The organism is Streptomyces sp. NPDC111520 (assembly GCF_055635295.1).
In genome coordinates this window covers 179649-201320 of sequence record NZ_JBVKBW010000011.1, presented here as the reverse complement: position 1 = coordinate 201320, position 21672 = coordinate 179649, and the positions used below count along the sequence as shown (strand labels likewise).

The 21672-nt window shown below is 73.9% G+C and carries 17 protein-coding genes; 10 read left to right on the top strand and 7 right to left on the bottom strand.

Annotated features, from left to right (window positions below):
• Nucleotides 1–125 precede the first annotated feature (125 nt).
• Complete coding sequence (locus ACZ7MY_RS26405; RefSeq protein ID WP_499605386.1) at nucleotides 126–1910, top strand: FAD-binding dehydrogenase; 1785 nt, start codon at nucleotides 126–128, stop codon at nucleotides 1908–1910.
• 367 nt (nucleotides 1911–2277) lie between these two features.
• Nucleotides 2278–3210, top strand: coding sequence for an aminoglycoside phosphotransferase family protein (locus ACZ7MY_RS26400; RefSeq protein WP_499605384.1), 933 nt, complete (start codon nucleotides 2278–2280; stop codon nucleotides 3208–3210).
• Between the two features lie 13 nt (nucleotides 3211–3223).
• Here the strand turns inward: ACZ7MY_RS26400 and ACZ7MY_RS26395 are convergent, their stop codons facing one another.
• The 4 genes from ACZ7MY_RS26395 to ACZ7MY_RS26380 all read right to left on the bottom strand — a co-directional run bounded on the left by ACZ7MY_RS26395 (nucleotide 3224) and on the right by ACZ7MY_RS26380 (nucleotide 8203).
• A complete protein-coding gene (locus ACZ7MY_RS26395; protein WP_499605382.1) occupies nucleotides 3224–3799 on the bottom strand; it encodes a class I SAM-dependent methyltransferase in 576 nt (191 codons plus the stop codon).
• A 51-nt stretch (nucleotides 3800–3850) separates the two neighbouring features.
• On the bottom strand, nucleotides 3851–4228 hold the full coding sequence (locus tag ACZ7MY_RS26390) for a VOC family protein (RefSeq protein ID WP_499605380.1): 378 nt from the start codon (nucleotides 4226–4228) through the stop codon (nucleotides 3851–3853).
• A gap of 197 nt (nucleotides 4229–4425) precedes the next feature.
• Complete coding sequence (locus tag ACZ7MY_RS26385; RefSeq protein ID WP_499605378.1) at nucleotides 4426–5070, bottom strand: LysE family translocator; 645 nt, start codon at nucleotides 5068–5070, stop codon at nucleotides 4426–4428.
• A gap of 97 nt (nucleotides 5071–5167) precedes the next feature.
• Nucleotides 5168–8203 (bottom strand): glycosyl hydrolase, encoded by a 3036-nt coding sequence (locus tag ACZ7MY_RS26380; RefSeq protein WP_499605376.1) that lies wholly within the window; start codon nucleotides 8201–8203, stop codon nucleotides 5168–5170.
• A 465-nt stretch (nucleotides 8204–8668) separates the two neighbouring features.
• Between ACZ7MY_RS26380 and ACZ7MY_RS26375 the strand changes: the two genes are divergently transcribed.
• The 8 genes from ACZ7MY_RS26375 (at nucleotide 8669) to ACZ7MY_RS26340 (ending at nucleotide 17452) form a co-directional block, all read left to right on the top strand.
• Entirely contained in the window at nucleotides 8669–9880 is a 1212-nt protein-coding gene (locus ACZ7MY_RS26375; protein ID WP_499605374.1) for a glycosyltransferase, read from the top strand.
• 155 nt (nucleotides 9881–10035) lie between these two features.
• Entirely contained in the window at nucleotides 10036–10632 is a 597-nt protein-coding gene (locus ACZ7MY_RS26370) for an MBL fold metallo-hydrolase (protein ID WP_499605372.1), read from the top strand.
• Nucleotides 10633–10726: 94 nt separating this feature from the next.
• Nucleotides 10727–11287 carry a GNAT family N-acetyltransferase gene (locus tag ACZ7MY_RS26365; protein ID WP_499605370.1) on the top strand — a complete coding sequence of 187 codons (561 nt, stop codon included), beginning with the start codon at nucleotides 10727–10729 and terminating at the stop codon, nucleotides 11285–11287.
• A gap of 68 nt (nucleotides 11288–11355) precedes the next feature.
• Nucleotides 11356–11733 (top strand): cupin domain-containing protein, encoded by a 378-nt coding sequence (locus ACZ7MY_RS26360; protein WP_499605368.1) that lies wholly within the window; start codon nucleotides 11356–11358, stop codon nucleotides 11731–11733.
• Nucleotides 11734–11876: 143 nt separating this feature from the next.
• On the top strand, nucleotides 11877–12488 hold the full coding sequence (locus tag ACZ7MY_RS26355; protein WP_499605366.1) for a DUF6461 domain-containing protein: 612 nt from the start codon (nucleotides 11877–11879) through the stop codon (nucleotides 12486–12488).
• Nucleotides 12489–13091: 603 nt separating this feature from the next.
• Complete coding sequence (locus tag ACZ7MY_RS26350; protein WP_499605365.1) at nucleotides 13092–15455, top strand: M4 family metallopeptidase; 2364 nt, start codon at nucleotides 13092–13094, stop codon at nucleotides 15453–15455.
• A 167-nt stretch (nucleotides 15456–15622) separates the two neighbouring features.
• Complete coding sequence (locus ACZ7MY_RS26345) at nucleotides 15623–16483, top strand: helix-turn-helix transcriptional regulator (protein ID WP_499605363.1); 861 nt, start codon at nucleotides 15623–15625, stop codon at nucleotides 16481–16483.
• Nucleotides 16484–16618: 135 nt separating this feature from the next.
• Nucleotides 16619–17452, top strand: a complete 834-nt coding sequence (locus tag ACZ7MY_RS26340; protein ID WP_499605361.1) for an oxidoreductase — start codon at nucleotides 16619–16621, stop codon at nucleotides 17450–17452.
• Between the two features lie 96 nt (nucleotides 17453–17548).
• On the opposite strand, the gene ACZ7MY_RS26335 is transcribed toward ACZ7MY_RS26340, so the two are convergent.
• The 3 genes from ACZ7MY_RS26335 to ACZ7MY_RS26325 are packed head-to-tail and all read right to left on the bottom strand — an operon-like array spanning nucleotide 17549 to nucleotide 21668.
• Nucleotides 17549–19504, bottom strand: coding sequence for an amylo-alpha-1,6-glucosidase (locus ACZ7MY_RS26335; RefSeq protein WP_499605359.1), 1956 nt, complete (start codon nucleotides 19502–19504; stop codon nucleotides 17549–17551).
• On the bottom strand, nucleotides 19501–20871 hold the full coding sequence (locus ACZ7MY_RS26330; protein ID WP_499605357.1) for an MGH1-like glycoside hydrolase domain-containing protein: 1371 nt from the start codon (nucleotides 20869–20871) through the stop codon (nucleotides 19501–19503). The genes ACZ7MY_RS26335 and ACZ7MY_RS26330 overlap by 4 nt, the downstream gene beginning before the upstream one ends.
• Nucleotides 20868–21668 (bottom strand): sugar phosphate isomerase/epimerase family protein, encoded by an 801-nt coding sequence (locus tag ACZ7MY_RS26325; protein ID WP_499605355.1) that lies wholly within the window; start codon nucleotides 21666–21668, stop codon nucleotides 20868–20870. Before ACZ7MY_RS26325 ends, ACZ7MY_RS26330 begins: the two co-directional genes overlap by 4 nt.
• Nucleotides 21669–21672: the final 4 nt, after the last annotated feature.

The following is a 21672-nucleotide window of genomic DNA, read 5'->3' as shown; positions in this document are numbered from 1 at the left end:
TGGCTGCCGGTGACTACCGCATCGTCACGACCACCTGATTACCTGTCGGCTACCGAAGGTAACATCAAGGTCATCCTGGCAACACCCTTCGTGCATCCCCCCCCGCATCCTCCGGAAGGCACGCCATGGAGACAGTGACAGACCCCGCCATGCCCAGCCGGCGCCGCCTGCTGGCGGCGGCGGGAGGCGCGATCGCCGGGGCGAGCGCCCTCGCGCAGGCGGTCCCCGCCCACGCCGCCTCCCAGGACGCCGACGTGATCGTCGTCGGCCACGGCCTGGCCGGCCTGGTCGCGACCGCCGAACTGGCCGACAAGGGGCGCAAGGTGCTCCTGCTCGACCAGGAACCGGAGACCAACATGGGCGGCCAGGCGTTCTGGTCCTTCGGCGGGCTGTTCCTCGTCGACTCCGCCGAGCAGCGGCTGATGGGCATCAAGGACTCCCGCGACCTGGCGTGGCAGGACTGGCAGGGCGCGGCCGGCTTCGACCGCGACGTCGCCGACCCCCGCGGCCAGGACCACTGGGCGTACAAGTGGGCCGAGGCGTACGTGGACTTCGCCGCGGGGGAGAAGCGGTCCTGGCTCCACCAGCAGGGCGTCCGCTGGTTCCCGATCGTCGGCTGGGCCGAGCGCGGCGGCGGTCTCGCCGACGGGCACGGCAACTCGGTGCCCCGCTTCCACGTCACCTGGGGGACCGGCCCGGCCGTCGTGGAGCCCTTCGAGAAGCGCGTACGGGCCGCGGCTGCGAAGGGACGGGTGAGCTTCGCGTTCCGGCACCGCGTCGACGAGATCGTGCGCACCGGCGGCACCGTCACCGGGGTCCGCGGCGCCGTCGTGGAGCCGAGCAACGCCCCCCGGGGCACCCGCAGTTCGCGCACCGTCGTCGGCGACTTCGAACTGCGGGCCCCGGTCGTGATCGTGACCTCGGGCGGCATCGGCGCCAACCACGACCTGGTGCGGCAGAACTGGCCCGCCCGGCTCGGCGACCCGCCGCGGAACATGATCTCCGGCGTGCCCGAGCACGTGGACGGCCGGATGCTCGCCATCACCGAGCGGGCCGGCGGACGGATCGTCAACCCGGACCGCATGTGGCACTACACCGAGGGCCTGCGGAACTACGCCCCGATCTGGGCCGGGCACGGCATCCGCATCCTCCCCGGCCCGTCCTCGCTCTGGCTCGACGCCACCGGCCGGCGCTTCCCCGCGCCCGACCTCCCCGGCTACGACACCCTCAGCACGCTGGGGGCCATCACCCGCACCGGTTACGACTACTCGTGGTTCGTGACCACCCAGAAGATCCTGGCCAAGGAGTTCGCCCTCTCCGGTTCCGAGCAGAACCCGGACCTCACCAACAAGGACATCCCGCTCACCCTCTCCCGGCTGTGGCAGACCCCGGAACCCATCGAGCGGTTCAAGAAGAACGGCGCCGACTTCGTGGTCGCCTCCTCGCTGCCCGCGCTCGTGGCCGGGATGAACAGGCTCACCGGCGACGGCCTCATCGACCTGGCCGGCCTCAGGCGGCAGATCGACGCCCGGGACCGCGAGATCGACAACGCCTACACCAAGGACGTCCAGGTGATGGGGATCCGCAACGCCCTCGCCTACCCCGGCGACTTCCTCAGCCGCACCGCCACGGCGCACAAGATCATGGACCCGGCAGCGGGGCCGCTGATCGCGGTGCGCCTGAACATCCTCACCCGCAAGACGCTCGGCGGCCTCCAGACCGACCTGTCCGGCCGGGTCCTGGACGCGGAAGGGACACCGGTGCCGGGTCTGTACGCCGCCGGGGAGGTCGCCGGCTTCGGCGGTGGCGGTGTCCACGGCTACCGCTCCCTGGAGGGCACGTTCCTCGGCGGCTGCCTCTTCTCCGGCCGCCAGGCCGGTCGGGCGGCGGCGGCCGCCACCGCGACCTGACGCACGCCCCGTCAACTGCGGGCCGGACTTGACCCGCAGCCGAGGGTGTCCGGGAAGCGGCGGAACGCTGATCGGTTTCGGACAGGACGTGCCGACGCCATGACAGCACCCCCTTCCATCTGTCACGCTGTGTACCCGGTCGAACACGGAAAGCGTCGGTACCTCCGGGCGCCACAGGACCCGCAAGCCCGGTGCCCGCGACGCCGTCGTGCCCGGCACCTGCTCCAGCGACAACCGGACCACCACCCCGCAGCGGACCACACTCCGCTCCGCCGGCGGGCCGGGCCACCCCCCTCCCGGCCCGCCGGCGCCCCGCACCGTCGATAATCCGTTGCCCCCGGCCGACCTCGCGGGTGATCATCTCCGGATGCCCCCCACCCCGCCCGACGGCCGCGCCGGGATCGACGCCTCACTGGTCACGCGCCTGCTCGCGGCGCAGTTCCCGCAGTGGGCCCACCTGCCCGTCACCCCGGTGGAGGTCGACGGCTGGGACAACCGCACCTACCGCCTCGGCCACGCCATGACGGTCCGTCTGCCCACCGCCGAGGGCTACGTTCCCGCGGTCGCCAAGGAGAACGAGTGGCTGCCGCGGCTGGCGCCCTCGCTCCCCGTCGCCGTCCCGTCCGTCCTCGGCATGGGTGTCCCGGGCGAGGGCTACCCCTTCCCCTGGTCCGTGCGCGGCTGGCTGCCCGGTGGTACGGCCGCCCCCGAACGCATCGCGGACCTCCCCCGGTTCGCCCGAGACCTCGGCGGGTTCCTCCTCGCCCTCCAGGGCTGCGACCCCACCGGCGGCCCGGCCGCCGGGCAGCACAGCTGGTACCGGGGTGCCTCGCCCGCCCACTACGACGAGGAGACCCGCCGCTGCCTGGCCCTCCTCGAAGGCCACGTCGACACCGCCCGGGCCCGTGCCGTCTGGGACGCCGCCCTCGCCGCCCCGTGGCACGGCCGGCCCGTCTGGTTCCACGGCGACATCGCCTCCGGCAACCTCCTCGTCCACGGCGGCGAACTCTCCGCCGTCATCGACTTCGGCACCTCGGGCGTCGGCGACCCCGCCTGCGACCTGGTCATCGCCTGGACCATGTTCTCCGGCGCCGCCCGCGAGGCCTTCCGCCGCACCGTCCGCCAGGACCCCGCCACCTGGGCCCGCGCCCGCGGCTGGGCCCTGTGGAAGTCACTGCTGGTGCTCACCGGCTCCCTCACCACCGACCCGGCCCGCGCCGGGGCCGACCGCCGCGTCATCGCCGAAGTCCTCGACGACCACGACCGGTTCGCGCGGGCGGGCGCCGCCGCGGCAGGGTGAGCCCACGCCGCCGTCAGGCCGGGCGCGGACCGCGCAGCACGAGCAGGGCGAGTCCTTCGGCGTCGAACCGGTTCACCGTGCCCCACGCGGCCACGAGGACGCCGATCTCGTCCTCGTCCAGGGCGATGCCCCTGCGTTCGGCAGGGGTGTTGGCGGCCAGGGGCGTGATCACCACCAGCGCGCCCCCGGGCCGCAGCCGGGCCGCGAGACGGCGCAGCACATCGGAGCGGTCGCGGAAGAACGCGACCACCAGGCGCAGCGTGACGAGGTCGTAGCCGGCGTCGTCCAGCTCGGCGGGCCACCCGTCCTCGACGTCGCCGCACGACCAGCGCACCGACCCGCGGGCGGGCGCCCGCTTCCCGGCCCGCTCCAGAGCGCTCTCGGCGAAGTCGACGCCGTCCACCGCGTACCCGAGTCCCGCCAGGTGGACGGCGAGTTCACCCGTGCCGCAGCCCACGTCCAGCGCCCGGGAACCGCTTCCGGCCGGCACGTGCCGGGCGAGCAGTTCGCGCTCCGAGGCGGTGAGACGGCGGAAGCCCCTGCCCCTGGCGTAGTGCTCGTCCCACGCGGTCCGGGTCGGGTACGGCAAGGGACCACTCCTTCTCGCGGGGGTACGGGCGGGGCGGGTGCGTCGGCAGGTTCAGCCCGCGCGCTCCGCCGCGCTGCGCTCGACGCAGAACTCGTTGCCCTCCGGGTCGGCGAGCACGACCCAGCCCGTGCCGTCGGGGCGGCGGCGGTCGTCCACCTGCGTCGCGCCGAGCAGCAGCAGGCGCTCGACCTCCTCATCCCGGGTGCGGTCCTGCGGCTGGACGTCGAGGTGCACGCGGTTCTTGACGGTCTTGGCGTCCGGGACGGTCACGAAGAGGATCCCGGGGCCGCCGTCGACCTCGATCAGGACCTCCTCGTCACCCGGTTCGTCGTCCTCGTGGAGCGGGCGGTCCAGGACGAGGGACCAGAAGCTCGCCAGGCGGTGGGCGTCGGAGCTGTCGATCGTGATGTGGCGCATAGCGGAGGTCATGGGGACGGATTCTGGTCCACCGCGGAGGACGGGGCAACGCGGTTGTGCCGGCGGCACCGGACGGCCTTCGGGCGTTCCCCCGTCCGGTCCCGTGGGCGGGGACCGCCGCGCTGGTCGCCGCTCCGGAACCCGGCGATCCCGAGGGAGCCGACGTCGGGACCGAGGTCAGCCGGCCGGGACGTACCGCGCTGCGGACGTCAGTCCGTGCGGCCCGTCGCGGCCACCGTGACGCCGAGGCCGATCATGGCCAGCCCGCCGGCGCCGCCGATCGCGGAGAGGCGCCGGTCGGAGCGGCCCAGCCACACGCGGGCGGCGGAGGCGGTCAGACCCCACAGGGTGTCGCTGACCAGGCCGATGCCCATCGGGACGAGGCCCAGGAGCAGCATCTGCGCCGGCAGCGACCCGGCCGAGTGGTCCACGAATTGGGGGAGCACGGCGGCGAAGAAGACGATGCCCTTGGGGTTGGTGACCCCGACCGCCAGGCCGTCCGCGACGGTGCGCAGGTCACCGCGAGCGGGCCGCGCGGGGCCGTCCATCGCGCCCACCGTGAGCTGCCGGCGGTGCCGGAACGCCTTCACGCCGAGGAGGACCAGGTAGGCGGCCCCGGCCAGTTTCACCGTGAGGAAGAGCGTCATCGACCGCTCGAACAGAGAGCCCAGACCGAACGCCACGGCCACCACCAGCAGGTAGGAGCCGATGAAGTTGCCCAGCACCGACGCGAGGGCGGTGCGCCGGCCGTGGGCCAGGGCGCGGCCGATGACGAAGAGCACGCTGGGCCCGGGAATGACGATGACGAGCAGGGACATCGCGGCGAACGCGAGCAGTCGGTCCGTGGACACCATGGTCCATCACCTCCGCGGCCATTGAAGCAGGTGCCGGGGCTCCCCCGCCGGTCGTGCGGCGACCGGCGGGGGAGCCCGGGGACGGGACCCGGGACCGTCAGTCCCGGCCCACCACGGCCTCGCCGTACGGGATCAGCCGGACCGGCCCGACGAGCCCGGTGCGCTGCGAGGCGGCACCGCCGTAGACCGACGGGTCGCTGACGCGCAGCCGGTTGATCAGCGGCGTGGCCACCTCGACCTCGATCGTGTTGCTGCCGCGGCGCAGCAGGCCGCCGAGGTCCACCACGGGGTCGATGTGGCTGGTGACCGGTGCCGGCCGCCCGTTGACGCTGACCCGGAAGGTGTCGGTCACCTCGCCGAGGTCGAGCACCGCTCCGAATCCGCCGCTCCAGGACCCGTCGAGCTCGACCGTCGTGCGGTAACGACCGATGCCCGCCGCGTCCTTGATGTCGGGGATGGCGTTCCACGGCGCCAGGGCGTCGAGGGCGATCCGGTGCCGTACGACGGTGGTGCGGTCCGGGTCGGCGCCGGGGCGCCAGTCCTCGGCGTCCAGGGTCCACGAGGTGAGCTCCCGCGGCGCGGGCACCTCCCCGACCACCGTGCCGGCCGAACCCCCGCGCGACAGCGCCGTGGTGTAGGTGCCGGCCGCGCGGGCGCGCAGGACGAGCCGCCCGTGCTCGAAGCGCACGTCGTCCGCGTCCGTGCTGACGGCGTGCGTGCGGCCGGGCTCGCCGTGGAACCGTCCCGGCGGCGCGAACGCCACGACCATCGACTCGGACGGCTGCAGCGCCACCCGGAAGGTGAACAGGTCGCCGTCCTGCCCGTACAGCGCGAGCGGCCGGGCCTCACCCGTCCACGGGTCGAGCAGGTACGGCACCGCGCCCGAGCGGGTGCGGCGCACCGTGACGGCGTGGTCGATCGCGGCGACGGGGGGCTTGACGGTCTCGGCGTGCTTGCCGTTGACCAGGTAGAACCAGTCGACGCCCTCGTCGAAGCGGTGCATCGTCAGCAGCGTGGAGGGCACGGCGTAACTGACGTCGGGCACCAGACCGAGGTCCGCGAGGGCCTGGCCCACCGCCGTCTTGTCGGTGACCTGCCGTACCCGCGGCTGCGCCAGCAACTCGGCGACGAGGGAGCGGACCTGCTGCAGCCGCGCGTCGTCCGTCACGCCGGGCGTCGTGACCGTCGTCCAGTCGCCGAGCAGGACGACCGGCAGCCCGGCCCGCGTCAGGCGCAGCAGGTGGCGCGCGTCCGTGACGGTGAGGGTGACCGCGGAGCCGGAGAAGAAGTCGCCCTCGACGAACAGGGCCCGGTAGGCGGGGCCGTCGGGGGCCAGCCGCCCGCCGCGGACCTTCGCCGACGGCAGGTCCAGCAGGGGACCGCTGACGAACTGGTGGGTCCAGCCGAGCGGCACGCCCGTCGAGGTGAACCAGGAGGCGCCGATCCCCGTCGCGGTGTACCCGGTCTGCCGGAAGACGGCGACGTCGATCCGCGAGGTGCCGCGCTGCATGGCGTGGTGCACCCGCGACAGGTAGCCGGCCACGTCGCCGACGTGCCGCCAGGTCGGGTGCCGCGGACCCCAGGACTCGCCGTAGCCGACGGTGCCGTTGTACGGGGTGAAGGCCGCGTAGCCGGGCCACTTCACCCCGGGCAGCGTGGCGTACGAGAAGCCGTGCACGACGGTCTGGTTGACGCCGGCCGCGTAGGCGCCGCCCATGGTGCGCAGGAACTTCTCCCACGTGGTGCTGTACGCGGAGCCGGTGTAGGCGCCGGACTCGCAGGACAGCACCGTGTGCCCGGCCATGTCGCGGCCGCCGGCCAGGCAGCGGTAGTCGTCGAGGTTCTTGAAGCCCAGCGACTCGCCCTCGGGGATGTCCAGCAGCGCGGCGGACTCGATCGCGTCGGTCTGCAGCCCGTACGGCTGGGCGCGCATCCCCAGGCCCAGAGCGTGCGCCCAGTCGCGGAGCGCCGTGAGGTGGTGGGTGTGGTACAGGTCGCTGACGGTGTCCCAGAAGTCGTGCCGTATCTGGCGGGTCGCGACGGCGTCGTAGACGTAGACCTGGTTGCCGCCGCTCATCGCTATCGCGGGGAGGACGGGCAGCAGCGGGTAGCCGTTGCGCTCCTCGAAGGCGGCGGGGAGTCCCGGGGTCCAGGGCAGTGCCGTGGTCTCGATCTCCAGGGAGTCCTCGAACAGGACGCCGCCGGCGGTCCTGAGGAGTCCCCGGATCTCCTTGGTGAGGAGGTTCCGCTCCCAGAAGCCGGTGACCGCCGCGGTGCCCGCCGCGCTGAAGTGGTCCACGACGTACGCGGTGGGCGAGGTGTGCGGGCCGCCCTCGGGGGTCTGACCGGTGCCGCGCTGCCAGAAGGCGGTCAGCACCCAGTCGCCCTCGGCGGGGGCGGTCCAGTCCACGGCGCCGTCGACGACCTGCGCGGTGAGGTCCCGGACGCTCGCGCGGTCCAGGCCGGTCTCCTTGCGGGTGGCGTTCTCCGGGGCGATCCGGGTGGCCAGCAGGCCCAGCAGCCGCTGCCGGGTGACCCCGGACGCGGGGGCCGCGGCGGGCGGTGGCACGGGGCCCGTGTAGGCCGTGCCGGCGGTCACGGTGACGGCGCCGAGCGCGAGTTCCTGCACCGCGGCCTCGCTGTCGGGGGTGATCCCGGGGACGGCAGCGGGCCAACTGGGGCCGACCGTGAGGTCGATGGTGACGCCTCGTCGGCGGGCCTGGTCCAGGGCGGCGTGGACACCGGCGACCCAGGCGGGGCTGCCCCAGCCGTGGTGCTCGGTGTCCAGGACGGAGGTGTCCTTCACGCTGTGGTGGACGGCCGCGATCTCGGCGCCGCCGAACCCCGCGTCGGCGATCTGGTCGACCTCGCGTCTGATCTCGTCGGGGTCCACCAGCCCGTCCGGCCACCACCAGCGGAACTTGGGCCGCACCGCGCTGCCCGGCTCGGCGAAGGTGCCGGCCGCACCGCCCGCGGGCCGGCCGCCGGTCCGCGCGCCGGTTCCGGATCGCGTGCCGGCGGCAGCGGGCAGTGCGGGGGCGAGGGCGGCCGCGGTGCCCGCGACGGCGGTGGCGATGAGGAGGCTGCGGCGGGAAACGCCGCCGTCCTCGGGGCGGTTGCTGTCGTCGTGCATGGTTCCGTGGCTCCCGGAGTGAGAGGAGGAGGTGCCTTTCATCCCGGGGTGATCAGCGCCGGGATGCAACGCGCTGGCGTATTGAACCGTTTCAATCTCCGCGGAGGCTACAGCGCGGCCCCGGGTGGGGGCAAGGTCCCGGCGGGGGTCGACCTCGACGGGCGTGGTGGGGGCGGCGTTCACGGCGTCCGAGGGAGGAGGTGCCGGCGGTCCGGGCCGGGCGTTCCGGCGAGTGCCGTCCACGGGATGAGAACGTTTCAGAGAGGGCTTCGCCGGGGGGAGTCACCGACTGGGGGGTGGGCCGGCCCGGTCCTGATGCGGCCGGGAGCCGCGGGGAGCCGGGACGCCCGGCGTCCCTTCCCCGCGGTTCCACCGTATAGCGCACGGGGGGCCTTGCCACAAGGCCCCCATACGGGGTGAAAATCGCTCCTCACGCGCCGGGGAACGGCGCGGGACGGGAGCGAGATGCGTTTTCTGCTGTCCACGATCGGAACACGTGGAGAAGTCCAGCCGCTGGTCGCGCTTGCGAGGGAACTGAAAGCCGCGGGCCATGACGCCGTAGTGTGCGGGCCTCCCGATTTCCGTGGAGGCGCCGCGTCCCTGGGGATCACCTACGTACCCGTCGGGCCCGAACTCCGCGGGACGGCGAAGCAGGGTTCCGGAGCGATCCCGACACCGGAGCAACGCCGGCTGATGATCGAGGGCACGGTCGAGGCGCAGTTCGAGGCCGTGGGCGCGGCCGCCGAGGGCTGCGACGCCGTCGTGGCGGGCGGCGCCCTGGCCGTCGCCGCCCGCTCGGTGGCCGAACTGCGGGGTATCCGCTACGTGTACGCGGCGTTCGCCCCCGTCACCCTGCCGTCGGCGCACCACGCACCGCCCGTCTTCGGCCTGCTCGGGCAGAAGCCCGCGGACGGGGACACCGGCAACGAGGCGCTGTGGGCCGACGACGCCGCACGCTGGAACGCCCTGTGGGCCGCGCCCCTCAACGCCCGCCGCGCCGGCGCCGGACTGCCCCCGGTCCAGGACGTACGCGACCACATCTTCACCGCATCCCCCTGGCTGGCGGCGGACCCGGCGCTGGCCCCCTGGCCCCAGCCGTCACCGTCACTCGACGTCCTCCAGACGGGCGCCTGGCTGCTCCCGGACGACCGGCCGCTCTCCCCGGAGGTGGACGCGTTCCTCGACGCCGGGGAGCCACCCGTCTACTGCGGGTTCGGCAGCACGCGCGCACCGCACGACGCCGCGAGGACACTGATCGACACCGCCCGCGCGCTCGGACGGCGCGTCATCCTCGCGCGGGGCTGGGCCGGTCTGGCGCCCCTCGACGACGGACCCGACTGTCTGACGATCGGCGAGGTGAACCAGCGGGCGCTCTTCCCGCGCGTCGCCGCGGTCGTGCACCACGGCGGCGCCGGCACGACCACCGCGGCCACGGCCGCGGGGGCGCCCCAGGTCGTCCTCCCGCAGATGTTCGACCAGTTCTACTTCGCCGACCGCGTGTCCCGGCTCGGCATCGGCAGCGCCCACCCCGCCGGCGCCCCCGACGCGCGGTCGCTGCACGCGGCCCTGAGCGCCGCCCTCGCCCCGGAGGCGGCGGCCCGGGCCCGCTACGTCGCCGCGGCGGTTCGCACGGACGGTGCGCGGACCGCCGCCCGGCGCCTGGTCGAAGGGGTCTAGCGAACGGGGCGCCGCCGACCGCCGGCCGTGGAGGGCGCGTTCGCCGCATCCGCCGGGCCGACCCGTTCCGGGGGCGCGCACAGCGACTCCCGGCGTGCGGCACCGAACCTCCCGCCCCCTGCCCCGGGCGGCGCCCCGGCGTTACGTTCACGGCCATGCGGATCACCAAGTACACCCACGCCTGCGTGCGCGTCGAGCACGAGGGGCGCGTGCTCGTCATCGACCCCGGCACGTGGAGCGAGCCGGCGGCGCTCGCCGGGGCGGACGCCGTACTCGTCACGCACGAGCACGCCGACCACGTCGACGTCCTGCGCCTGGCCGGGCTCGGCGTGCCGGTCCACGCCCCCGCCGGGGCGGACCTCCCGCGGCTGGAGACGGTCGGGGTCACCGCCGGTTCGCAGTTCACCGCCGCCGGCTTCCGCGTGCGGGCGGTCGGCGGCCGCCACGCGCCCGTCCACGCCGGCCTGCCCGACTGCGTGAACCTCGGCTACGTCGTCGACGACGCCCTCTACCATCCCGGTGACGCGCTGCACGTGCCCGAGCGGCCGGTCGAGACGCTGCTGGTCCCGCTGCAGGCCTCCTGGCTGAAGACGACCGAGTCGATCGACTTCGTCAACGCCGTGGCACCGTGCCGGGCGTTCGGGATCCACGACGGCCAGATCAACGAACGCGGCCTCGCCGGCGTCAACGCCTGGCTCGAGGATCGGACGGACCACGGCTACCGCTACCTCCGGCCCGGCCGCTCGCTCTGACGCGCCGCCCGTGCCCCAATTCCGGATGACGCAGGGGTGAACGCCGTTCGTCGGGAGGCGGTACCACGGGGGCCGGGCGCACTACGATCGCGCGATGGCTGACGACACCTTCCTCGCCCACGGTCCCCGGGTGGCCATCCGGCGGATCACCGTCCGGGACCACGATGAGATCGGCGCGCTCGCCCGGGCCAGCGCCGCACTGCACGCGCCCTGGGTGCCCCGGTGGGAGCACACCCCCGAGTCCTTCGCCGCCTACGTGGAGCGCTTCGACCGGCCGACGCACGAGGGCTTCGTGATCTGCCTCCACGAGACGGGCGCCATCGTCGGCGGGGTCAACATCAACGACATCGTCAGGGGCACCATTCAGAGTGGTGCGCTGGGCTACGTCGCGTACGCGGCGACCACGGGCCACGGCTACATGACCGAGGGGCTGCGCCTGGTGACGGTGTACGCCTTCGACGACCTCGGCCTGCACCGGCTGGAGGCGAACATCCAGCCCGCGAACGTCGCGTCGATCAGGCTGGTGGAACGGCTGGGGTTCGAGCGCGAGGGGTACTCACCGCGCTTCCAGTACCTGGACGGTGCCTGGCGCGGCCACGAACGGTGGGCCATGACGGTGGAGACGGCGCTCGGCGAGCCCCGCGGGGGCGACTGAGGGCGCCGGGGCGGGCGTCCGGCCGGGCGGGACGGGAAGGGCCCGGCCGCGCTGTTAGCGTCCGGGTCATGGAAGACAGCGTTTACGTGGGCAATGCCGGTGCGGACGCGCCGCTCGACCGGGGCTGGCTGCTGGGGCACTTCAAGGAGGCGGGCGACCCGCGGCACAGCGACGCCGTGGAGATCAAGTGGGGCGTCCACCCGGCGGGGGACGAGCGCGGGGAGTGGGTGCGGGGCGAGGAGCGGACGGCGCTGCAGGTCCTCATCAGCGGACGGTTCCGGGTCGAGTTCCCGGGGCGGTCGGTGGTGCTGGCCCGTCAGGGCGACTACGTCGTGTGGGGCAAGGGCGTGGACCACTCGTGGGTGGCGGAGGAGGACTCGACGGTGCTGACCGTCCGCTGGCCGTCCGTGGCGGGTTACGCGCTCCCGGCTCCCGAGGACGCGTAGGGCCCGTTTCGGCGCCTCGGTCGTGCCGCTCCGCCGACCGGCCGAGCGACCGGGCCCGCGTCGCCCGGGCCCCTTGCGGGCGGCGCCCGAGGGCACATGCCTCGGGGAGCGGCCCTGTCGGTGGCCCCTGCGATGCTGCGCACATGACCGACATGACCACCGCCGCCGACTACGCATGGTTCAGTGAGCGGTACGAGGAGCTGGCGGAGGCGTACTGCATCACCCTGGTCCAAGGGCTGGCCCCCGAGGAGCTGCTCGCGGCGCTCGGAGTCGAGTTCCCGTCGCGGATCGCGGGTGTGGCCGGGCTGAGTGAACCCTCGTTCCGCCTGGGCGTCCACGACGAGCTGTTCGTGGGCGCCGCTTCCCTCGGCCACTGGTCACTGATGGTCGAGTACAACGGCTACCTGGGTGTCACCGACGAGGCGATGCTTCCGTTGTCGCGAGGGCGCACCGTGGTCTCGCACTTCCGCAACGTCAATGCGGTGGACCATTTCTGCTGGTACCAGGACGGCACGCTCCGCCTGCATTTCGAACCGCTCTTCCCCTACTTCCGCGTGGGGACCCATCCGGGCGAACTGGTCACGGCCATGCGGGAGTCGGGCTTCGACCTCAGCGAAGCGGACGACCGGAACTTCGACGAGCACAACGACGCCGCCTTCGCGCTGGCGCACCGCGTCACGGGTGTCCGTCTGACACCGGAGGCCTTCGCGTCCGCGGAGTTCGTCGCCGGAGTCGCGCGGGTGCCCCGCACGTAACCGCGGTCCACCGGGCGGGCCGCCGGCGCTCGCAGGCGGTGCCGGCGGCCGGCCCGTCGGATCCTTCGCCGTCCGCCCGGTGCCGCGCCCCTCGTCGAGCGCGGAGCCCCGTCCGGTCGCGTCATCGCCAACCGCCGCCATGCTGACGCGAGTTGTCCGCGACGACCGGAATCCGGGACCGCCGCGCGGCCGGCGGGCGCTGGCTCGAAATTGGCGCCGTCGTCGCCCAACCGGGCCGTCAGGGGCAGTCGAACGCGTCGACGGCCCCTTGTTTATCAGGCAAAAGACCGCCAGATCCGCACGATCCGGGCGGGGTGACGTGTCCGCCGCCGTGGCTGGATCTTTTCGCTCGCCGGCGTCACTTCGCTGTTGCCGCCTCGTAAATCCGCACGTGGTCGGCTCGGCGTGGGACCGCTCCCACGGTGAGGTCCCGACCGACTTTCGGACAATGATCTCCGCAGTGATGACAGGGCGCGAACATGCTGAAACGATCCACGACGTCGCGCGAGCATCACTCGCACGTCACCTCGCGGAGGCCTCACCGGCCTCCAATGTTCCCGTCCCCAGCGGCCGTTCCAGCGGCCGGGCCAAGGAGCTCCACGAGTGACGAACCATCCCGCTGTCACGGGTGCCAGTTCACCGCCGAATCCCTCCCCCAACCGCCGTGCGCGTGCCGCGCGCGGCCGTGTCGCGGCGACCGCCGCTGTCACGCTCGCCGCACTGCTGACCCCGCTCCTCCCGGTCACCGGCGCCGCCGCCGCGTCCGAGGGGGACGTGACGGCGCCGCGCAAGATCGTTGCGGAGGCCCGTCCCGGGGCCCGCTCCGTCGCCCTCTCCGCCGCGCAGCGCAAGCAGTTGCTCAAGGCCGCCACCGCCGGCCGCGCCACCACCGCCAGGGCCCTGCGGCTGGGCGACAAGGAGGCGCTGATACCCAAGGACGTCATCAAGGACGCCGACGGAACGGTGCACACGCGCTACGAGCGCACCTACGCCGGACTCCCCGTCATCGGCGGCGACATGGTCGTCCACGAGCGGGCGGGCACCCGCACCGTCAGCAAGGCCTCGTCCGCGCCGGTCGCGGTGCCCACGACGAAGGCCGCGACCAGCGCCGCGAAGGCGAAGGAGTCCGCCCTCGCCGCGGCCCGCGCCGAGCGGACCCAGGGCCCGGCCACGGAAGGCGCGCCCCGCCTGGTCGTCTTCCTCGCCGACGGCAAGCCGGTCCTCGCCTGGCAGTCGCACGTCACCGGCACCCAGAAGGACGGCACCCCGAGCCGGCTGAACGTCGTCACCGACGCCGCGACCGGCAAGGAGCTCCAGAGCGTCGAGGAGATCCGTTCCGGCACCGGCAACAGCCAGTACAGCGGGCAGGTGCAGATCGGCACCGTCAACAACGGCGGCGTCTTCGAGATGACCGACCCGGAGCGCGGCGGGCACAAGACGTACGACCTGACGGGTGTCGGCGGCATCGGCAACCTGCTCACCGACGACGACGACGTCTGGGGCGACGGCACCATCGCCGACCGCCAGACCGCCGCCGTGGACGCCGCCTACGGCCAGCGCGAGACCTGGGACTTCTACAAGGAGCGTTTCGGCCGCAACGGCATCGCCGACAACGGCGTCGGGGCCTTCTCGCGCGTCCACTACGGCGACAACTACGCCAACGCCTTCTGGGACGACGGCTGCTTCTGCATGACGTACGGCGACGGCCGCGGCAACGAGCACCCGCTCACGGAACTCGACATCGCCGCCCACGAGATGACGCACGGCGTCACCTACGCCACCGCCAACCTGACCTACGAGAAGGAGTCCGGCGGCCTCAACGAGGCGACCAGCGACATCATGGCCACGGCCGTGGAGTTCTTCGCCGACAACCCCGCCGACGTCCCCGACTACATGCTGGGCGAGCTCGCCGACGTCCGCGGTTCCGGCAAGCCGCTGCGGTACATGGACCAGCCGTCCAAGGACGCCGACCCCGTCAAGGGCACGTCGCTGGACTACTGGTCGCCGGAGCTGAAGAAGGAGGACGTCCACCACAGTTCGGGCCCGGCGAACCACTTCTTCTACCTCCTCTCCGAGGGCAGCGGGAAGAAGACGATCAACGGCGTCGCCTACGACAGCCCCACCTACGACGGCCTGCCGGTCGCCGGGATCGGGCAGCACAACGCGATCGACATCTGGTACCGGGCCCTGACCACGTACATGACCAGCAGCACCGACTACGCCGGCGCCCGCACCGCCACCCTCCAGGCGGCGGCCGACCTGTTCGGGCAGGGCAGCGACACCTACGAGGCCGTCGGCAACGCATGGGCCGCGGTCAACGTCGGCGCGCGCTACGTCAACCACATCGCCGTGACGGCGCCCTCCACCCGCCCCGTGGCCGTCGGCCAGCCGATGAGCCGTCAGATCGAGGCGGTGGGCTCCAGCCCCGGTCGGCTCGCCTACTCCGCGCACGGGCTCCCCAAGGGCCTGTCCATCAACGCGCGCACCGGTCTCATCAGCGGCACGCCGAAGAAGGCCGGCACCTACAAGACGGCCGTGACCGTCGAGAACACCGCCCAGCGCAAGGCCAAGCGCACGGTGCGCTTCGCCTGGCCCGTCCTGGCCTCCGGCGGACGCTTCTTCGTCAACCCCGCCCGCTTCGACATCCCCAACTGGAAGACGATCGAGTCCCCGCTGATCGTGACGGGCCGCAAGGGCAAGGCGCCCAGCGACCTCAAGGTGACGGTCGACCTCGTCCACCCGTGGGTCGGCGGCCAGATCGTCACCCTGGTGAGCGAGGACGGGACGGAGATCCCGGTGAAGCCCTGGTACTGGGACACCGGCGAGGGCGAGCTGCACGCCACCTACACCGTTGACGCCTCTGCGGTCCCCGCCAACGGCACGTGGAAGCTGCGGGTCACCGACAACACCCCCGGCATCTTCACCGTCGACCCCGGCTACCTCGACCGCTGGAGCATGACCTTCTGATCCCGCCGGTCCCGCTGATCCCCCGGCGCAGCCGGTGCCGCCACGGCACCGGCTGCGCCGCCGTTCCCGCGCCGGGGCGGGCCGCGGCGGCCCCGCCCGGGAGGCCGCCGCGGGGCCTTCGGCCGCCGGCGCCCCCGGTACCGTCCCGGAGCGTCGATAATCGACATATGAGTCAGCGCAACGCTTCGAACACCACACTGGGTGACTTCCTGCGGGCGTGCCGTTCCCGGGTGAACCCCGGGGACGTGGGCCTCCCGGACGACGGGCGCCACCGCCGGGTCCCGGGCCTCCGCCGGGAGGAGCTGGCGCAGCTGGCGAACGTGAGCGTGGACTACGTGGTGCGCCTGGAGCAGGGCCGCACGGTGCACGTCTCCACGGCGGTGCTGGAGTCGCTGGCGCGGGCGCTGCGCCTGCGGCCCGATGAGCGCGACTACCTGCTGCGGGTCGCCGCGGCCGGCGCCGAACCGCTCGCCCCGGCGCCGGGCCGCATCCGGCCGCAGACGCAGACCCTGCTCGACGGGCTGCAGGAGTACCCGGCCCTGGTGCTGAGCCACCGGCTGGACGTGCTGGGCTGGAACGCGCTGGGCGCGGCGCTGCTGACGGACTTCGCCGCCGTGCCGGAGCCGCGGCGCAACCTGGTACGCATGGCGTTCCTGGACCCGGCCTTCCGCGAGCTGTACGTGGACTGGCGGACCGTCGCCCGCGAGTGCGTCGCCTACCTCCGGATGGGCGCGGCGCGCGACCCGCAGGACCCGCGGCTGAAAGCACTGGTGGCGGAACTCTCCGACGCCGACGCCGACTTCCGCCGCTGGTGGTCCGACCACCGGGTGCGGACCCGGGCCGCGGGCGAGAAGACCTTCCGGCACCCGGTGGCCGGCACGATGACATTGGACTTCCAGAGCCTCGTCGTGGGCGACGACCCGGACCAGACCGTCTTCGTCTACACCGCACAGCCCGGCACACCCGCCCACGAGGCGCTGCGCTTCCTGGCCACGTGGTCGGCGAGCCCCGAGGCCGTGCGCCCCTGACCGGATCCGACTGGTACGGCCGGTCCCAGGCAGGGGTCTCCTACGGTTGATCCTTCTCTGGCCCGCCCTCCACCGCGGGCCGACGCTGGGGCACGTCGACACAACGACCCCCAGTGATCATCAGGAGCACATCACATGACGACGTGGTTCATCACCGGCGCATCCCGCGGGTTCGGTCTGGAGATCGCCCGGCAGGCCCTCGAACGGGGCGACAACGTCGTGGCCACCGCCCGCACCCCCCGCGCCGTGGAGGACGCGCTCGCGGCCCACGCCGACCGGCTGCTGGCCGTACCGCTCGACGTGAACGACGAGGAGCAGGCGCGGGCCGCCGTCGAAGCCGCGGTGGAGCGGTTCGGCACCATCGACGTCCTCGTCAACAACGCCGGCCGCGGCCTGCTCGGCGCGGTGGAGGAGACCAGCGACGCCGAGGCGCGCGCGGTGTTCGACACGAACGTCTTCGGACTGCTGACCGTGACCCGTGCCGTCCTGCCCGTCATGCGGGCCCGACGGTCGGGGCGGATCGTCAACCTCAGCTCCGTCGGCGGCTTCGTCGGCTGGGCGGGCTGGGGCCTGTACTGCGCGACCAAGTTCTCGGTCGAGGCGGTCACCGAGTCCCTGCGCCTGGAGCTCGCGCCGCTCGGCATCCAGGCGACCGCGGTCGAGCCCGGCCCGTTCCGTACGGACTTCCTGGACTCCTCCTCCCTGCACCGCACCGAGCGGGTCATCGAGGACTACCAGGACAGCGCGGGCGGCATGCGCGCCTGGGCCGACGACAGCAACCACGCCCAGGACGGCGACCCCGTGAAGGCGGCGGCCGCCATCATCACCGTCGCCGGGGCGGAGGAGATGCCGGCCCGCATCCCGCTGGGCAAGGCCAGCGTCGCCGACGTGGAGGCGAAGCTCGCCGGTGTGGCCCGCGAGATCGGGACGTGGCGGGAGCTCGCCCTGTCCACCGACTTCACCTCGTGATCCAGGCCGGCCCCTCGGCCGCGTGAAGGCCCCGGGTCCCCCGCCGTCACGGCCGGGGACCCGGGGCCTTCGGTGCACCGCCTTGGCGGCAGGGTCTCAACGCACCGCGTCCGGGCCCCCGCCCAGCGCGGTGAGCAGGGCCAGGGGAGTGGCCGCGGCCCACGCCTGGGGCGAGCAGGAGTGCGGGTACGGTACGGGGACCGGGTGCTCGTCCCGGCCGTACCCCGCCATCACCTCCGGCAGGCGCCAGTCGTGAGCGGCGGCGGCCTGGACCAGCCCGTGGGCGATCTGCGAGGCCTCCTCCGCCAGACCGCTGCGCGCGAGCCCCAGGACGACGACCGCGTTGTCGTGCGGCCAGATGCTGCCGCGGTGGTACGACAGCGGGTGGTACGGGGCCTGGCCCGCGGCGAGCGTGCGCACGCCCCAGCCGGAGAAGAAGTCCGGCTGCAGCAGCCGCCGGCCCACCGTCCGCGCGTCGGCCGCGTCGAGGATGCCGGACCACAGCAGGTGCCCGGCGTCCGAGGCGAGCGCGTCCACCTGCCGGTCCTCGCCGTCCAGGGCGAGGGCGGGGAAGTCCCGGCCGCTCATCCAGAAGTCCCGGCGGAACCGCTCCCGCAGGTCGGCCGCGGCCTTCTCGAGCCGGTCCGCCTCCTCGGCGTCACCCCAGACGGTACGGGCCAGGCGGGCGGTGCGGACCAGGGCGTCGTAGGCGTAGCCCTGGACCTCGGCCACGGCGAGCGCGCCCTCGGGGCGGCGGCCGTCGGCGAAGCAGATGGCCCCTTCGGAGTCCTTCCAGTTCTGGTGCGCCAGCCCGCCGCGCGCCGCGTCGGAGGTGTAGCGGAGGTAGCCGCCCGCGCCGAGCCCGCCGTCGCGGAACATCCACTCCACCGCGGCACGGGCGTGCGGCTCCAGGCGCCGCGCGAGCGCGGGGTCGCCGGTCGCCGCGCTGTGCGCCTCCAGCAGCACCAGGAACAGCGGTGTGGCGTCGACGCTGCCGTAGTAGCGGCCGTAAGGCACCTGCCGGAAGTGGGCCAGCTCGCCGTGCCGGACCTCGTGCACGATCCGGCCCGGCTGCTCGAGTCGGGCCGCGTCGTGCCGGGTGCCCTGGGCCGCGGCGAGGGCCAGCAGCGTGTCCGCGGCCAGCTCCGGCCGGTACGGCAGCGCGAACAGCGAGGTCAGCAGGGAGTCGCGGCCGAAGAGGGTGAGGAACCAGGGGATGCCGGCCGCGGGCACCAGCAGCGGCTCGCCGGCCGGGCCCGTCGCCGGCACGCGCAGCCGGGCCAGGTCGGCCAGTCCCGCCGCGCAGGCGCGCGCGAGTTCGTCCCAGTTGGTCAGCGAACGCGGCCGCGGCCGTGCCTGGACGAAGCCGTCCTCCTCGGTGGCGTGCCGGTTGCGGACCGACTCCGGGTCCGGGGGAGCGGCCGGTTCGGCGGCGCCGTGGGGCACCGCGCGGACGCTCAGGGCGAGCTCGGCGGCGCCGTGGCCGGGCAGCGGCAGCCGCCAGGTCAGCAGGCGCGCGGTGCCTGCGGGATCCAGCGGGCGGATGGCCGCGGGGGCGGGGGAGGCGGTGACGGTGGTGCGGGCGTCCCAGTCCTCGCCGCGCCGGTAGCGGAAGGTGACACCGTCCGGCCGGTCCTCGGCGGTGCGCCGGCCGTCCGCCTTGTCGTAGCGCCGGTGGTCGCCGCGCAGCTCGAACTGGTCCGCGAAGTCGGCGTCCACCTCCAGCGCGATCTCCACCGTGACCGGCTCCGCGCGGTTGCTGACCACACGGACGCGCTCGGTGAGGGCGCCCGCCTCGACGGCCTGCCGGCGGAAGAGCGAGTACGCCGGCGGTTCGTCCCGGCCGCCTTCGGGGGTGAGGACGAAACCGTCGTCGGAGGAGGTCAGCAGGGACGGCACGACACCGTCCGCGGTGAGCCGCCAGCGGCTCAGGTGCCGGGCGTCGCGGATGAAGAGGCCGTCCGGGGTGTCCCCGCGCCGTCCGGTGATGTCGCCGGAGCGGCTGGTGGAGGCGAAGGTGCCGCGGTGGACCAGCAGACGTTCGACGGTCATCGGGCCAGCTCTCCTTGCGGTGTCCGGTGCAGCAGGTCCAGGGCCAGGGCGGCGGTCCAGCTGAAGCGGCGGATGCCGCGGCCCTGGCCGCCGTGCGGTTCGACGTACTCGGCGAACCCTGTGCGGCGGGCGTCGTCGAGCGCCTGGTCGCGCAGGGCGTCGGCCGCCCGGTCCGCGCCGTGCTGCCGCAGCCCGCGCTCGACCAGCCAGGCCGTGTTGAACCAGCTGGGGCCCCGCCAGTAGCGGTTGCCGTCGTACTCGGGGGCGGTGAGGTCATAGCTCGGCACCAGGTGCACCCGGCCGAGCCCGAAGCGCTCGCCGTGCGCCGTCGCGATCAGCGACCGCGCGACGTCCTGCGGGAGGCCGGGCACGACCAGCGGCACCAGGCCCGCGACGCTGTGGCCGCCGACCGTCCCGCCGGTCGTCAGGTCACGGGCGAGGAAGATGCCAGCGGCGGGGTCCCACAGCCGCTCCACCAGGGCGGACGTGGCCTCGGCCGCCCTGCGGCGGTGCGGCGCGGGGTCCGCGCCGGTCGCCGCGGCGATCTCGGCGAGGGCGTGCTCGGAGGCGATGAACAGGGCGTTGAAGCAGGGGTCCTCGAGGGCGAAGGCGTGCGGGGTGCGCGCGTCGTCGTAGCCGTGGTCGCGGTAGTCGGCGGCGAGCCGGACGTAGCGGCCGTAGTCGAGGTCGGTGGGGCGGTCGGCGGCCGCGCTGTGGTCGAGGTCCGCCCTGCGGAAGGACTCCGGCGGCGCCGGTTCGACGCGGGCGAGCGCCGCGTCCCACACCGGGCTGTTGTCCAGCCCCGGCTCCCAGGGGTGCACCACGGCCGCCAGCCCGCCGCCGCCCAGGTCGCGCGAGCCGGCGAGGTAGCGGTGCCAGGCGGCCAGCCGGGGGTACATCCGCCGCAGGAAGCCGCGGCGCCGGGACTCGGCCGGGTCCGCGAGGTGCACCTGCCAGGCGGCGAGGGCGTGCACCGGCGGCTGGACGATGCCGGAGGTCTCGATGTCCGCGGGCGCGCCCGAGGCGGCACCCGCGCCCGAGCTGCGCCAGAAGTCGGGGCTCGGGAAGTACGCGTCCAGGGGCACCGAGGGGTTGAAGACGATGTGCGGGACTCGGCCGTCGCGCCACTGCGCCCCCAGCAGGGTCTCCAGTTCCCGCTGCGCCCGGCGCGGGGCCAGCCGGGCCAGCCCGATGGCGATGAAGGCGGAGTCCCAGCTCCACTGGTGCGGATACAGGGTGCGTGAGGGGACGGTCGCCGCGCCCGTCCAGTTGGACAGCAGGACGCGGGCGGCGGCCCGGCGCAGCGCGGCGTCCCGGTCCTCCTCGGGACCTGCGGACCGCAGGGCCGGTTCGAGGACGGCCGTCATCCGGCGGCCCGGTGCAGGAAGGCGGGGACGGAGCGCACGGCGTCGACGGGGTCACCCGTGAGACGGCACTCGGCGGCGAGGTAGCCGTCGTACCCGGCGGCGTCCAGCGCCCCGAGCCAGGCGGGCCAGTCCAGGTGGCCGGCGCCGGGCTGGAAGCGGTTGGAGTCGCTGACCTGGGCGTGGCCGATCAGCGGTGCCACGGCCAGGATGGCCGCCGCCGGATCGGTCTCCTCGATGTTCATGTGGTAGCTGTCGATCCCGATGCGCACCGAGTCAAGACCGACGGTGCGGATCAGGTCGGCGGCCTGCTCCAGCCGGTTGACCATGTGGTCCTCGTAGCGGTTGAGGGGCTCGAGGAACAGCGTGACCCCCTCGGCGCGGGCGTGCTCGCCCAGTTCCGTCAGCCCCGTCAGGAGCACCTCGCGGTCCTCCTCCTCGCTGCGCGGCGGCTCGAAGGGCGGCAGCCGGCGGGAGAACATGCCGTAGGAGGCGGGGGTCTGGGCGCCCAGCCCGCCGAGTTCGGCGATGACGCTGAGCTGCGACTTCATCTGTGCGACGGCGTCGCGGCGCAGGTCGGGGTCGAAGGCGCCGAAGAAGTGCAGCATGTCGACGCAGACGGTCGGCATGACGACGCCGTCGGCCTGCGCCCTGCGCAGCTCGGGCAGCCGGTCGCGGAAGTGGAAGTCGCCCTTCCCGCGCAGTTCGACGGCGTCGTAGCCGGCCTCCTGGGCGAACTCCCACTTCTGCTGGAGGGTGTCACCGGGCAGCAGCTGTTCCTGGCAAGCGGTCTTGAACATGATC

What these genes read in the sequence shown, in the direction of transcription:
- ACZ7MY_RS26370 (WP_499605372.1), top strand. Translation starts at nt 10,036, where the DNA reads ATGCGGATCACCAAGTACACCCACGCCTGCGTGCGCGTCGAGCACGAG.
- ACZ7MY_RS26365 (WP_499605370.1), top strand. Translation starts at nt 10,727, where the DNA reads ATGGCTGACGACACCTTCCTCGCCCACGGTCCCCGGGTGGCCATCCGG.
- ACZ7MY_RS26385 (WP_499605378.1), bottom strand. Translation starts at nt 5,070, where the DNA reads ATGGTGTCCACGGACCGACTGCTCGCGTTCGCCGCGATGTCCCTGCTC.
- ACZ7MY_RS26355 (WP_499605366.1), top strand. Translation starts at nt 11,877, where the DNA reads ATGACCGACATGACCACCGCCGCCGACTACGCATGGTTCAGTGAGCGG.
- ACZ7MY_RS26330 (WP_499605357.1), bottom strand. Translation starts at nt 20,871, where the DNA reads ATGACGGCCGTCCTCGAACCGGCCCTGCGGTCCGCAGGTCCCGAGGAG.
- ACZ7MY_RS26390 (WP_499605380.1), bottom strand. Translation starts at nt 4,228, where the DNA reads ATGACCTCCGCTATGCGCCACATCACGATCGACAGCTCCGACGCCCAC.
- ACZ7MY_RS26380 (WP_499605376.1), bottom strand. Translation starts at nt 8,203, where the DNA reads ATGCACGACGACAGCAACCGCCCCGAGGACGGCGGCGTTTCCCGCCGC.
- ACZ7MY_RS26335 (WP_499605359.1), bottom strand. Translation starts at nt 19,504, where the DNA reads ATGACCGTCGAACGTCTGCTGGTCCACCGCGGCACCTTCGCCTCCACC.
- ACZ7MY_RS26340 (WP_499605361.1), top strand. Translation starts at nt 16,619, where the DNA reads ATGACGACGTGGTTCATCACCGGCGCATCCCGCGGGTTCGGTCTGGAG.
- ACZ7MY_RS26400 (WP_499605384.1), top strand. Translation starts at nt 2,278, where the DNA reads ATGCCCCCCACCCCGCCCGACGGCCGCGCCGGGATCGACGCCTCACTG.
- ACZ7MY_RS26375 (WP_499605374.1), top strand. Translation starts at nt 8,669, where the DNA reads ATGCGTTTTCTGCTGTCCACGATCGGAACACGTGGAGAAGTCCAGCCG.
- ACZ7MY_RS26360 (WP_499605368.1), top strand. Translation starts at nt 11,356, where the DNA reads ATGGAAGACAGCGTTTACGTGGGCAATGCCGGTGCGGACGCGCCGCTC.
- ACZ7MY_RS26345 (WP_499605363.1), top strand. Translation starts at nt 15,623, where the DNA reads ATGAGTCAGCGCAACGCTTCGAACACCACACTGGGTGACTTCCTGCGG.
- ACZ7MY_RS26405 (WP_499605386.1), top strand. Translation starts at nt 126, where the DNA reads ATGGAGACAGTGACAGACCCCGCCATGCCCAGCCGGCGCCGCCTGCTG.
- ACZ7MY_RS26325 (WP_499605355.1), bottom strand. Translation starts at nt 21,668, where the DNA reads ATGTTCAAGACCGCTTGCCAGGAACAGCTGCTGCCCGGTGACACCCTC.